The sequence below is a fragment of the Mucilaginibacter sp. OK098 genome (assembly GCF_900142915.1).
Classification (GTDB): domain Bacteria; phylum Bacteroidota; class Bacteroidia; order Sphingobacteriales; family Sphingobacteriaceae; genus Mucilaginibacter.
This window is the reverse complement of record NZ_FRCM01000001.1, coordinates 594,739-608,807: the sequence shown is the minus strand read 5'-3', so window position 1 is coordinate 608,807 and position 14,069 is coordinate 594,739. Positions and strand designations below refer to the sequence as shown.

Genomic DNA, 14,069 nt, shown 5'->3' with positions numbered 1-14,069 from the left:
TTCACGGGCTTCTTTTGACTGACAGGTGACAGTAGCCCGGTAAAAATGAGGCTAATACATCAATCCCTTAATAAATATATCAGCAAGCAATAAACGTTTAGCGCGGATCTCATCCAAGTGCTCTTTATTGGGGAACATTGTTTTTTTATGCGATAAAGATTTAGCTCTAACCCCATGTAAAGCATCCAATAAAACTTCTACAATTTCATTTGGATTAGCGACCGGTTTAATTTGCCCCCTTTCAACCTCGGTTGTTATTGCGCTAACCAGCAATTCCATTTCCGATTCATGCACCTGCTTAACTATATCCCAGATCATTTCGGGCAAGTTTTGTTCATTCAGCCTGAAGTAATCAAAAAAATTATAATTGGTCACGATAAAATCGTGCTGGGTATCAATCTGGAATATAAAAGCCTCCTTTAAATTAGCGAAAGTATTTATTTTATCCGCTAATTTTTTTAAATAGTCATCAGCTACTTTATGCATAACAGCAACATATAGCTGGCTTTTATCCGGGAAATAATAGTAAAGCAGCGCCTTTGACATTGAAAGGTCGCCCGCTATTTCATTCATTGTGGTTTTTGAATAACCAAAGTGTAAAAACCGGTGATGGGCAGCTTCTAAAATCTTCTCCTTTTTTACATCCTGCTGATCTGTAGCTGAAATCATTTTAAGCAATTAATATAGTAGTATACTGTGTAAGGTAAAATTGGTTATCCTATATCCTGACTTTTTTAACAAATTTATCAATTTTTCTAAATATACATACGATACCATAACTGTTAATGCTACATTACACCAACAAAATTACGCAGAAATGATTAAGCCGGACCTTGACCCTGTCATTATACCGAACCTCATTAAATCAATCTCAGGGCCGAAAACGGGTATTTTATCAGGTTAAAGGTTGGTCCCGGTTCAACAATTGAATCAGGGTTATTCCAGGAAACTAAAACCGTCTAAAGCAGCCCACAATTATAAACCTTTATAACAAAAAACAGCCTTCCAATAATTTGAAAGGCTGTTTTTTATATCAGGTACTCAGTTATCAGGCAGTAACTTCTGCAAATTCTTCTTCAGTTACTATTTCCTTTTTGCCGAATAATTTATTTTTAATGTTAACCCTTATAATGTACATACAAGGCACTAATATTAAGGTAATAACAGTTGCAAAGCCTAAACCAAAGATCATTGTCCAGGCTAACGGGCCCCAGAAGGCAACGTTATCACCACCAAAGTGAATATGCGGTGCAAAATGAGTAAACAAACCAACAAAGTCAATATTAAAGCCTACAGCTAAAGGGATCAGGCCCAATATGGCAGCAGTTGCTGTTAATAATACCGGGGTCATACGGGTATGCCCGGCTTCTACAACTGCGTCATGAAGACTTACACCTTGCTCTATCAGCATATCGGTAAACTCAACCAGCAGGATCCCGTTTCGCACTACAACACCTGCCAGGGCTATGATCCCCACACCAGTCATTACTATTGACATAGTCATTCCGAAAATACTTACTCCCAGCAACACCCCTATTATACTAAAGAAGATCTCACTGATAATAATAAACGTCTTTCCTATCGAGTTAAACTGGATCATTAAAATGATCAATATTAAACCGAATGAAGTAGCCAAAGCACCTAACAAAAAGTTCATTGCTTCCATTTGATCTTCCTGGCCACCACCCTGCCTGATCGAAATATTGTCAGGGGTTTTAAAATTTCCGATAGCCCGTAGTATACTTGCATTAACATCATTAGGATTAAACGGCTTAATTACGTTTGAGCCTAAAGTGAGTACACGCCTTTGTTGTTTACGTTTTATATTGCTAAATGTAGTAGTGTAACGTACATCAGTAAAGGCCGAGATAGGGACCTGCCTGATTGCTCCTCCTGTCGCCAGGTCCCGGTAAGTGACTTTTAAATTTTTCAAGGCATCAATATCACCACGCTGGCTTTGCAAAGCCCGCACTTTTATCTGGTAATCATCCTCTTTTGTATTTCTAAAATCAGCAGCTTTTTGCCCCAGTACTGCCGTTAATAAATTAGTTGTTATTTGGCTCGAGCTTATTCCTTCACGATTAGCACGCTCCCTGTCAACATCAAATACAATAGTAGGTTTATCGCTTTGCACATCAGCGGTAAGGTTTTCAATACCAGCAATGTTTTGTTTAGCAATATAACTTTTAAGGCGTTCGCCTGTTTTAACTAATGAATCAAGGTTATCCCCTATTAATTCAATACTGATATCTTTTTGTACCGGTGGCCCGCTGTTTTCCTGGGTTACAGAGATTTTAGCACCCGGAACACCCTGAACCGCGCCACGAATCCTTTTCAAAATAGCTTTTGTATCCTTGCCATTTCGTTTACCAAATTCAACAAAAGCTACAGTAACCTTACCTTTGTTTTCATAATCACCCTGATCCTCATCGGTAGGATCGGTAACGCCTTTAGTTACATTCGATATAATTGATGTCACCACATCTTTGTCAGGCTCTACAACTTCAGCCACACGTTTTTCAAGCTTTTTGGTAACCTCATTGGTATATGCCTGGTCGGTTCCTATTGGCATTGTTATATACACGTAAGCAAAGTTAGGGTCGCCTGATGGGAAAAACTCCGGTGTTTTACCTCTTACAACCATCAGTACAATAGCGAGTATGAATAAAACAAATGTGCTGAACAGCATTAGTACGGGTCTTTTAACAGCCCGTTCCAGCCATTTTGCATACCAGTTTTGGAATTTTGGCCATGCATTTTTCTGGAACCTGTCAATCACTTTCAATAAGAAGAAATGATTTAAAAGGTAAAGAACAGCAATCAGGGCCACTAAATTTCCTATACCTACGTTAATCCAATAACCTAAAGCAGCAGCAATTACTAAAAATATCATAGCACGCTTCACCGGGCGGTCAAATTTCGGATTATCATGCTCGCCATCGTGATGGGGTTTCATAAAATCAACCGCAAACACCGGGTTCATTATATAAGCTACCACCAACGATGCCAGCAACGTAATAATTAGTGTGATAGGTAAAAAGAACATAAAATGGCCTATCAAACTATTCCAGAAAGCTAACGGAACAAATGGTGCCAAAGTAGTCATGGTACCTGAAAATACAGGTAAAAACACCTCACCGGCAGCCATTTTAGCAGCCTGCTTAATTGGAACTCTTCCATTAGCAAATATCCTGTGCGTGTTTTCAATTACCACAATAGCATCATCCACCACAATACCTAAAGCCAGAAGGAATGAAAACAGCACGATCATATTCAGCGTAAAGCCAATAACAGGCATCACCAGGAAGGCAATAAAACAGGATAAAGGAACCGATAACGCCACAAAAATGGCGTTGGTGGTGCCCATAAAAAACATCAGAATAAGCGTTACCAGTAAAAAGCCTATTACTATAGTATTTATAAGGTCGTTAAGCGTTGTCCGGGTTTTATCAGACTGATCGCCTGTAACTGTAATATTTAATCCTTTTGGAAAAACTGTTTTTTGTTTTTGTTTGATAAGCTGATTGATCTTATCAGATGCTTCAATCAGGTTTTCTCCAGCTCTTTTACTTACATTTAAGGTAATTACATTTTTAAAGTTGGCGTTATCATTTGTTTTCAAACGGGCATAACTTTCCTGCTCTAAAAATGAATCCTTTACTTCTGCAATATCTCTTAAATAAACAGCCTGCCCTTTTGGGTTCCTGATAGCCATTGCAGCAACATCATCAGCATTTTTAAAATCCTGTTTAATGTCAATGCTGCGGCGTACGCCATCGGTTGTAACCGTACCGACCGAAGCTAATACGTTCTCATTACCAACTGCAGTTAAAATATCATTAAAGCCTATTTGTGCAGCAGCCATCTTATTCATATCAACATTGATCTGAATTTCGGGAGTTAAAGCCCCTACTTCATCAACTTTCGATATCTCCTTATAGCTTTCAATTTCATCCTTTAAGTTATCAGCATATTCCTTCAATTTCTTAAGATCGTAATCACCAGAAATATTGATATACAAAATTGGAAGATCTGCAACATTGATATCAGATATAACTGATTCTTTAAGGTTATTATCATTTTGAGGCAAATCCTGCTTGGCTTTATCCACTGCATCCTTAACATCAATTTTGGCATCCTTAATATCAATGTTTGCATTAAATTCTGCTGTAATTATCGATATATTCTGTGCCGAGTTTGAAGTAACCTTTTTAAGACCTTTTAAAGACTTTAATTGCTTTTCAATTTGCCTTGTAACCAGGTTTTCCACATTTTGCGGAGATTGCCCAATAAATGCTGTCGAAACAAACACTTTTGATTGCGCTATATCCGGAAAATTTTCCTTGGGTAAATGATTATAGCTAATGAGCCCCAATACGGTAATCAAAAATATGAGTACGTAAACAGCTGTTTTATTTTCGATGGCCCAGCTTGAGGGCCCAAATTCTTTGTTCAGATCTTTCATAATAAACAGATCAAGTGTTAATTTAATTAATTACCAGAAGCTAAAATCTTTATTTTGTCGCCATCTTCAATTTCTGTAGCGCCTTCAGTAACCAGTTCATCACCGCTTTTTAAACCCGATAATATTTCTGATTGACCGCCATAAGTAGCGCCAACCTTAACATTTACCCTTTTGGCAATGCCATTATTGTTAATAAAAACATAGTCACCTGCTTCCGATTTCTGAATCGCTTTTACAGGTGCAACTATTGTATTAGGTTTTGAGTAATTGGCAATCTGTATAATCGCAGTCATATTCGGGCGTAAAGTTTTCCGTACCGGCAATTTTATTTCAACACCAAAACTGCGTGAAGACGGATCAATAACCTTAGCTGCAAAAGTTACTTTAGTAGTTAATGAATCATTGGCATCAGGCACCAATATCTTTACAACATTACCGGTGTTAACGGTGCCTGCGTATGACTCAGGAACATCTGCCTTAACTTTTAAAACATCGGCGTTTACAACGCGGATCCCTGTTTGTCCCGGTGCAGCAACCTGGCCTAATTTAAGGTCCATTTGATCAATTGTACCATTGATAGGCGATACAATACGATATTGGATGGACTGTTGTTTAAGAGCAGATAAAGCTTTCTGGCTAGCCTGCAATGTGGTTTGTGCCTGTAAAAATTGAACTTCAGTTCCTATTTTCTGATCCCATAAGTTCTTTTGACGCTGGAACAATGTTTGATTTAAACTAACCTGCGATTCTGATTGCGCAATATTTTGTTGCAATACGCTATTATCCAATTGTGCTAATACTTGCCCTTTGCTTACATGCTGGCCGGGTTTAACATAAATACTGGTAATAATGGCCTGTGCCTGCGGATAAGCTATAACATTATCCTGTGCATCAATTTTACCCTGGATCTGTACATAATTGGTAAAATCAGCAGGTTTCAACACCACCGAGCTAACATCTGTGGTTTTTGCCGAGTCGGTAGTACCAACTTGGGCCTGTAATGTTGCAATTTTTGTACTCAGGTCCGCCTGTTGCTTTTTCAGATCGGCAAGCTCTGTTTTTTTATCTTTTGGCTTATTGGAGCAAGCTGCAAGTAAAACTAAAACTGGTATATATAATATTTTTTTCATGTTCTATAATATGTTGTGATTGTTTTGATTTATTTTATTCGTCCGTATGCTTTATCCAGGTCTACTTTGCTTATTAAGGCATCGTATAATCCTTGTATATATTTATTGTCAGCATCTTCAAGCGAGGTTTGTGCCTGTGTTACTTCAATGCTCGAGCCTACCCCCTGCTGATATTTTATTTTAGATACTCTTAACACTTCTTCAGCCAAATTCATGTTCCTTTTTTGATTATTAAGGCTTTGTAAACCATTAATATAGTTCACATTTGCCTGGCTGGCTTGCAGTTTTAGTCCGTTTTTGGCATTCTCCAAATCGTTTTGTGATTTTAAAACCGCAATCTGAGATTGTTTTACCTGGTTTAAGCGTTGAAAACCATTAAATATAGGCACATCCAATGTAAGCCCCACATAACTTGATGGAAAGCTCATTTTATACAAGTTACCAAAATTATTATTCTGATATGATGAGGTATAACTTGCATTAAGCTTCAGCGTAGGCAGATACTGTGATTTTTGCCGTTTTAAATCAAGTTGTTTTAAAGCAATCCCGGTTTCGGCAAGGCTGTATTCAATCCTGCTATGATAAAAAGAAGTATCACCCGAAAGGCCGGCGATGTCATCTAGTTTTATATCATCCAGTTTATCTCTTAATGATAAAGGATTCTCAATAGGCATTCCCATCTGAAATTTTAAAACCTGGTAATTTAATGCCAGCGAACGAATGGTATTTTCACGGTCAGTCACTAAATTATTATATTGAACGGTAATGCGGTCAACATCTATCTTTTCAACAACACCTTGTTTATTTTGCTGAACTGTTTCATCCATTTGTTGTTTTAATTGAGCCAGGTTGGCATTTATTAATCTCAACTGCTCATTACTAACCAAAACCTGGTAATAGGCTTTAGTTACACTCACGTTAACTTCAATTTGCGAACGAACATGACTCTTTATAGAAAGCTCTTTGTATGTTCTTGAGGCCTTTAAACCAACCAGGTAACTACCATCAAATAATATTTGATCCGCATTTATCCCAAGACTCGATTGATACTTAACCCCAAACTGTACAGGGATAAAAGTACCCGCAGGCGCGCCAAAAAATTGACCAGGCAACAAGGTTGTGGGGATCTTTAAATAATCCTGGAAGGAAGCTGTTCCTTTTATCTGCGGTAAACCAATCCCTGTGGTTTCTTTTACTTTATACTCAGCGCTTTTTACATCAAGCGCAGCATTTACTATCGAATCCTGGTGTACATAAGCATAGTTTATACAATCCTGGATGCTGAAATTATATTTTTGTGTATCAGGTCGTGCTTGCTGCGAAAAGCCTTTTAAGGCGATTCCGCTTAACATGCATATTATAATTAGTATATGTTTCATTTTATAGAGTTGTGATTTGTTTGCTATTGTTTTATACTGATCCAAAAATCGTGGCCATTAATGACAGCCCTATGTCAGCAGTCTTTTTTATTCTTCGTTTATATTTTTATACTGATTTAAAAGCTTGTATCCTTTAAGCGTGCAAATACCATAATTAAAATGTTCTAAAAATTGCACCTGTACTTTCCATGGGTTAAATTCAGCCATGGGGAATATGTTAGTATTAAAGCCCATTTCTACCTGGCTCACCCGCATCCTGGCAATTATCTTTACGTCAATATCAGGCCTTATGTAACTTTGCTTTATACCTTTTGTTAAAAGTTCTTCCAGCGTGCTTATCAAAACATCTGCTTTGAATTTCTGAAATTCCGCCCAGGCTTCCGGGTGATATTTCTGCATATCATGTATTACTATCGGGTTGATCCTTGAGAATATATCTTCTGAACACTTCATCATATTGATCATTTCCTCTATCACATTGCCCGATTTACTCATGATCTCCGCAATCTGATCTTCATCTTCCTTTAGCTTTTTCTTTACTAAGGCTATTACCAGCTCATTCTTGTCTTTAAAAAACTGGTAAATGGTTTTTTTCGACATACCCAGATGTTTGGCTATATCATCCATGGTTACGCTTTTGATCCCTGCCGTTAAAAACAGCTCTTCACCACCTTGAATTATTCTTTCTATTTGACTCATTGACTTTCAGGGTCAAAACTAAGGAAACATTTTTAGATTTCAAAGTTTCCTACAAACAATGTGCGGATGTGCGGATTTTTGATGTGCGGATGACAAAAGGATGTGCGAATTTCGGATGTGCAGATGTGCGGATGAAAAGAAACAATCTAAAATCGAGCCTATTAATAGTCATCTTCCCATTCGCACATCTGCATATTTGCACATCCGCACATCATCTGCACATCAAATCCTTATCTTTGCAAAAAATTTAAAAGAACATGACCCTTACTCCTCTTTCAGCAATTTCACCTATTGATGGCCGCTATCGTAATACAACAGCAGAACTTGCTGCTTATTTTTCTGAATATGCGCTGATCAAATACCGGGTGTTTGTTGAAATTGAATATTTTATAGCCCTTTGTGAACATCCGTTGCCACAACTACAAAAGTTTGATAAAAATGTAGCAGAAAAGTTACGCAACATTTATAAAAATTTTACTGAAGAAGATGCCGCAAGCATAAAAGAGATCGAGAAAATAACCAATCACGATGTAAAGGCGGTTGAGTATTTTATTAAAAAAGAGTTTGATAAACTCGGATTAGAAGATTATAAAGAATTTATCCACTTTGGTTTAACGTCTCAGGATATTAACAATACTGCCATCCCTTACTCTTTTAAAGAGGCATTAAGCAACACCTACTACCCCGCAATTAATGAGCTGGTAAGCCTCCTTAAAAAATACGCGGCGGATTGGGACAAAGTATCAATGCTGGCGCATACCCATGGTCAGCCGGCATCGCCAAGCCGTCTGGGTAAAGAAATAATGGTTTTTGTTGAGCGATTAGAAAATCAGCTTAATCTTTTAAAACCAATCCCATATTCTGCCAAATTTGGCGGTGCTACTGGTAACTACAATGCGCATTATATCGGCTACGCCGAAATTGACTGGAAAGCATTCGGAAATCATTTTGTGAATGATATTTTAGGACTAAGCCGTTCACAATTTACTACCCAGATAGAGCATTATGATAATTTTGCAGCTCAATGTGATGCCTTAAAAAGGATAAATAACATCCTGATAGATCTTGACCGGGATATGTGGGCTTATATATCTATGAACTACTTTAAGCAAAAAATAAAAGAAGGCGAAATTGGTTCATCGGCAATGCCGCATAAGGTTAATCCTATTGATTTTGAAAACTCTGAAGGCAACCTTGGTATTGCCAATGCTTTGTTTGAGCACTTTGCAGCCAAATTACCTATCTCAAGGCTACAGCGAGATTTAACCGACTCAACCGTTCTGCGTAATATTGGCGTGCCGGTTGGTCATACCCTTATCGCAATTAAATCAACCATAAAAGGCCTAAATAAGCTATTGCTTAATAACGACGCCATTAATGCTGACCTTGAAGCTAACTGGGCTGTAGTTGCTGAAGCTATCCAAACCATATTGCGTCGAGAGGCTTATCCAAACCCGTATGAGGCACTTAAAGAACTTACCCGTACCAATACAAAGGTTAATGCTCAAACTATTGCTACTTTTGTTGACGGGCTACAGGTAAGTGATACTATTAAAGAAGAGCTGAAGAAGATAACACCAAGTAATTATACCGGAATTTGATTAATGTGCGGATTTTTGATATGCGAATGTGCGGATGCTTTTCTATCGTATAGATTTTAATTTATTCATCCGCACATTTGCATATCTGCACATTCGTACATCATTAACATATCGTCACCCACGGGTCATAACAATAAAATAAGCATCTATAAATCAAAAAGCTGCTTAAATTTGTTTACTTAAGACTAATTAAAAATAAGATGAATATCAACGTATATACAGAATCAACTCCCAACCCGGCAACTACCAAGTTCATTGTGAACAAGTTGCTAATAAATGGCAGCGTTGACTTTGCCACCAGGGAAAGTGCTGAAAAGTCACCTTTCGCAAAAGAGCTTTTTAAATTCTCGTTTGTAAACGGTGTTTTCTTTGCCAGCAATTTTGTTACGGTAACCAAGTTTGAGAATGATAACTGGGAAGATATTTTACCGATATTAAAAGAGTTTGTAAAAGGCGCCGTTGAATCTGAATTAAAGGTTCAGGATGAAGAGCAGGCCGAAGCCGGTGATTTTGAAGGTTCAGAAACAGAAGTTAAGATCCAGCAGATCTTGCATGATTATGTACGCCCGGCAGTTGAGCAGGATGGCGGTGCAATTACCTATAAGTCATTTGATGAAGGTGTGGTAACGGTTGAGCTGCGCGGATCATGCAGTGGTTGCCCATCATCTACTGTAACACTTAAAGCAGGTATTGAAAACCTACTGAAACGTATGGTACCTGAAGTTACCGAGGTTGTTTCTGAAGCACTATAAGACTAACACGAATGACACTAATTTATTCGAATTTCACGAATTACTCTATCTCTTTTAATTCGTGAAATTCGATCTAATTCGAGAAAATTAGTGCTTATTTAAAATGTTTATCTATCGCCTCCAACAGTTCCCCTGTTATCTTCCCGTTAGTAGCTAATAGCTCACGGGTTTGCAAAACCTCATCCCCACCTTTAAAGTTTACTACATCTCCGCCTGCTTGTTTTACTATTATAATTCCGGCTGCAACATCCCATGGGTTTAGGTTATATTCATAAAAAGCATCGAATCTTCCGCATGCCGTATATGCAAGGTCAACAGCTGCCGATCCTAAACGCCTGAGGCCGTGGCAACTTCTCATTAACTCTGTAAACAAATTAATATAAGCTGCCTGTTTTGTAAAATCGTAATATGGAAATCCGGTGGCTAATAAGCTTTTATCAATTGTCGGGCTATCACTTGTTTTAATTATGTTCCCATTAAGATAGGCAGGTGAATCTTTCCAGGCATAAAAGCACTCATCCTGGTTAATTTCATATACCACACCTAATATCAGCTCATCGTATTCCTGCAGCGCAATACTTACAGAGTAAACTGGTAAACCATGTATAAAATTAGTAGTACCATCAAGCGGATCAATTATCCAGTTATATCTTTCGCCAACTGTATTAATGGTTTTCTCTTCGGTTATAAAGCCGGCTTCGGGCAAAACCGTTTGTAAGAAGGTGACAATTTTTTGTTCGGCAGTTTTATCAACATACGATACCAGGTCATTAAGCCCCTTGATCTCTATTTTATCCGGACTAAACGTTTTTCTCTGTTCCCTGATGAAACCGCCTACTTCCTTTGAAATTTCAATTACTTTATTTACTATCTGATCAAGTTCCATATAAGCACGAGTGAATGGACACGAATGTCACGAATTTATTCGAATTACACGAATTGAGTAACGCGGATAAACCGAAATAATACAAATTGCAACAAATTAGATTTGTGAAATTCGAATAAATTAGCGGCAATTAGTGTTACTTCAGTCTGTACTTTGGTGTCGTAACGATAGGCTGAACGAAAAAAACTTATGAATAAAATAACTGGCAAAAAACAGGCTTAATGCTGCGAGCGGACGGGCCACCGGCGGGTACATTTGCAGATCCTGTATAAAGAGTTTCAAAATTACAAGGTTTGCAAAAAAGCCCACTATAGCTACCAATACAAACCTGAAGAATTGTTTATAGGGTGATGATTTTGATTGAGAGAAAACAAAATACCTGGTTATTATAAAGTTAACAACCACTCCCATAAAGAAAGATAAAGCCAGCGAAAGTGTGGAATTACGAACAGTTAGTGTAAATATGTTATAAGTTTTTTGAACCAGGAAATTATGGTAAAATAAATAGAAAGCTGATATATCAACCAAAAAACCTAATCCGGCAGAAAATACAAACCTTATTATATGGTTATCTAACAGCTTATTACCCAGGTTTATTTCAGTCATGTTTTGGAAGGGTCTGTTTTTTGTTTAAGCCGGTAAAAATTAAAGCGGCCCCACCTATTACCATTAAAAGAGAGATCATTTCAGCTTGAGTAAAGTTTATTCCTGCAACGTGGTATTTAGTATTTACGCGAATCAGTTCTATAAAAAAGCGTTCAACGCCATTTAATATCATATAGATCCCAAACATTACTCCCGGGATCTTTATCCTGTCGCGAATGCTCCATAGAAACAGGAACAATAAAATACAAATTATAGATTCATAAAATGAAGTAGGATATACCGGCGCAGGCAATTCATGGTTAAATTTACCAATATAGCCTGGTATTATGTTGCCTTCGTTGTTTACGTTATGCGGAAATTTAAACCCCCACATCCAATCAGGCATCCAGCTTAACCAATGTGGTTTGGCATTTAAATTATAAATACCCCAGTCACCATCACCCGACATCTGGCAGCCAATGCGGCCTATTCCATAAGCTAGCATCATGCCAGGCCCACCAATATCAAGCATATCAAGTGGCTTAATACCGTGTTTACGGGCAATATATAATACGGCAGCGCCACCGCATATTAAACCACCATAAAAGGTAAGTCCGCTAAATCCAATCAGCATCCCAACCGGGTCTTTCATGAATTCGCCCCAGTTTTCAAGCGCATTAAATAATTTAGCACCCGCAAAGCCGCAAATAGCTGCCCAAAGCAGTATGCTACCCATTAATTCGCTTGGATGTACTGTAACCTGTTGTGTTTTAGGCTGCGGAAGCAATTGCTTTTTATTCTCATAATAAGCCCAATAGGCAAAGCCTGCTGCACCTATTATCCCGCCTAACCAATTACCCTTTAACGAAAGAATAAAATCCTGCGGATCATCCAGTAATGCGTGATAATGCAGAATGGAGTCCAATATTTTATAACCCAATACAAACCCAAAAATTCCATTCCCAAGCAGTTCTGAAAATGATACCGGCGCACCAATTGTAACAGTTTTTTCAAACGAATGTATGTATCCTAATTTCTCTTTGCGTTTAAACTCCTGTACGAATGCCCAATAGCCTCCCATAAATGCAATAGCTACAAAAAAGCCAAAAGTTTGTATAGGAAGTGGAATGTCGAGCCCGGTAAGGTATTGAATAAGGAAGGATATAGTTGGAAACATCGTTAGTAATTTGGGGCCAAGATAGCGTTAATGAGCTAATATTTCTTCGCTTTCGGTAATTTCAACATCACCGTCAGATGATATTTTTGTTAAATGAACTGATTTTAATTCGTTTACAAGCAAAGGATCATATGCTGTTTTCACTTTAACATAGTTACGGGTAAATCCGTGCATAAATCCATCTTTAATATCACCCTCAAATAACACTTCTTCTGTTTTATCCAGCTGGCTTTCATAAAATGCCCTGCGTTTTTTATCCGATAATATATGCAGCATTTTACTCCGTTCAGCGCGTGTTGAGCCGGGTACTACACCGCTCATCTCGCTGGCAAGGGTGTTTTCCCGCTCTGAATAAGTGAATACATGCAGGTAAGAAACGTTAAGCTCGTTTAAAAAATTGTAGGTATCAATAAAATCTTCTCTTGTTTCGCCGGGGAAGCCCACAATTATATCAACACCTATGCAGCAATGGGGCATCAGCTGTTTAATTTTAGCTACCCGGCTTACATACAGATCACGCTTATACCTTCGGCGCATCAATCCAAGGATCTTATCAGAGCCGGATTGCAATGGAATATGAAAATGCGGTACAAAACGTTTCGACTGGGCTACGAACTCAATAATTTCATCGCTCAACAAATTAGGCTCAATAGACGAGATCCTAAACCTATTGATTCCTTCTACGTCATCCAGCGCTTTAACCAGGTCAAAAAACTTATCCTGGCGCTCACCACCCCTTATGCCAAAATCACCAAGGTTTACGCCTGTTAATACGATCTCCTTTACACCTGAAGCTGCAATTTCATTTGCCTGTTCAATAACATGTTCAATGGTATCGCTCCGGCTGCTGCCACGGGCCAATGGAATGGTGCAAAAAGTACATGAATAATCGCATCCGTCCTGCACTTTTAAAAACGTACGGGTACGGTCGCCAATTGAAAATCCGGGTATAAAATCTTTTGCCTCAGATACCGGCTGGTTATAAACCAGGGCTTTAGGCTTTTTGGTCAGGTCGCTAATATAGTCTATGATCTGAAACTTCTCTGCAGCGCCCAAGACCATGTCGACACCCGGAATTTCGGCAATCTCCTTTGGTTTTAGCTGGGCGTAACACCCAACAATGGTAACATATGCATTTGGCGAGATCTTAAGGGCTTCCTTAACAACCTTTTTGCACTTTTTATCGGCGTTATCAGTAACTGAACAAGTATTAATAACAAACACATCCGGCGTATCGGTAAACTCAACCGTATTAAAGCCGGCCTGGTTAAACTGGCGGCCAATAGACGAAGTTTCCGAATAATTCAGCTTACAACCTAATGTATAAAATGCTACTTTCTTATTCATTTTGAAGGCGCAAAGATAAGAATTTTATTTATTTCGGATTTCGGATGT

11 protein-coding genes are annotated in these 14,069 nt (G+C 38.2%); 2 read left to right on the top strand and 9 right to left on the bottom strand.

Going from position 1 to position 14,069, the window contains the following annotated elements:
• Positions 1-51: 51 nt before the first annotated feature.
• From BUE31_RS02445 to BUE31_RS02420, 5 genes are all read right to left on the bottom strand, one after another.
• The gene (locus tag BUE31_RS02445) at positions 52-669 is read right to left on the bottom strand and encodes a TetR/AcrR family transcriptional regulator (RefSeq protein ID WP_073399913.1); all 618 of its coding nucleotides are present in this window, start codon (positions 667-669) and stop codon (positions 52-54) included.
• A 379-nt stretch (positions 670-1,048) separates the two neighbouring features.
• Positions 1,049-4,465, bottom strand: a complete 3,417-nt coding sequence (locus BUE31_RS02435) for an efflux RND transporter permease subunit (protein WP_073399909.1) — start codon at positions 4,463-4,465, stop codon at positions 1,049-1,051.
• Positions 4,466-4,491: 26 nt separating this feature from the next.
• On the bottom strand, positions 4,492-5,595 hold the full coding sequence (locus tag BUE31_RS02430; RefSeq protein WP_073399907.1) for an efflux RND transporter periplasmic adaptor subunit: 1,104 nt from the start codon (positions 5,593-5,595) through the stop codon (positions 4,492-4,494).
• Positions 5,596-5,624: 29 nt separating this feature from the next.
• On the bottom strand, positions 5,625-6,947 hold the full coding sequence (locus BUE31_RS02425) for a TolC family protein (protein WP_234997737.1): 1,323 nt from the start codon (positions 6,945-6,947) through the stop codon (positions 5,625-5,627).
• 114 nt (positions 6,948-7,061) lie between these two features.
• Positions 7,062-7,673, bottom strand: a complete 612-nt coding sequence (locus BUE31_RS02420; protein ID WP_073399897.1) for a TetR/AcrR family transcriptional regulator — start codon at positions 7,671-7,673, stop codon at positions 7,062-7,064.
• Positions 7,674-7,930: 257 nt separating this feature from the next.
• Between BUE31_RS02420 and purB the strand changes: the two genes are divergently transcribed.
• Together purB and BUE31_RS02410 are read left to right on the top strand one after the other, a co-directional pair.
• The gene (gene purB / locus BUE31_RS02415) at positions 7,931-9,274 is read left to right on the top strand and encodes an adenylosuccinate lyase (protein ID WP_073399895.1); all 1,344 of its coding nucleotides are present in this window, start codon (positions 7,931-7,933) and stop codon (positions 9,272-9,274) included.
• A gap of 200 nt (positions 9,275-9,474) precedes the next feature.
• Positions 9,475-10,026: a NifU family protein gene (locus BUE31_RS02410; protein WP_073399893.1), complete on the top strand. Its 552-nt coding sequence runs from the start codon at positions 9,475-9,477 to the stop codon at positions 10,024-10,026.
• A 94-nt stretch (positions 10,027-10,120) separates the two neighbouring features.
• On the opposite strand, the gene BUE31_RS02405 is transcribed toward BUE31_RS02410, so the two are convergent.
• The 4 genes from BUE31_RS02405 to mtaB all read right to left on the bottom strand — a co-directional run bounded on the left by BUE31_RS02405 (position 10,121) and on the right by mtaB (position 14,021).
• Complete coding sequence (locus BUE31_RS02405) at positions 10,121-10,912, bottom strand: inositol monophosphatase family protein (protein ID WP_073399891.1); 792 nt, start codon at positions 10,910-10,912, stop codon at positions 10,121-10,123.
• Positions 10,913-11,053: 141 nt separating this feature from the next.
• The gene (locus BUE31_RS02400; RefSeq protein WP_073399890.1) at positions 11,054-11,518 is read right to left on the bottom strand and encodes a GtrA family protein; all 465 of its coding nucleotides are present in this window, start codon (positions 11,516-11,518) and stop codon (positions 11,054-11,056) included.
• Positions 11,511-12,674 (bottom strand): prolipoprotein diacylglyceryl transferase, encoded by a 1,164-nt coding sequence (locus BUE31_RS02395; RefSeq protein ID WP_073399888.1) that lies wholly within the window; start codon positions 12,672-12,674, stop codon positions 11,511-11,513. The genes BUE31_RS02400 and BUE31_RS02395 overlap by 8 nt, the downstream gene beginning before the upstream one ends.
• 27 nt (positions 12,675-12,701) lie before the next feature.
• On the bottom strand, positions 12,702-14,021 hold the full coding sequence (gene mtaB, locus BUE31_RS02390) for a tRNA (N(6)-L-threonylcarbamoyladenosine(37)-C(2))-methylthiotransferase MtaB (protein WP_073399886.1): 1,320 nt from the start codon (positions 14,019-14,021) through the stop codon (positions 12,702-12,704).
• Positions 14,022-14,069: the final 48 nt, after the last annotated feature.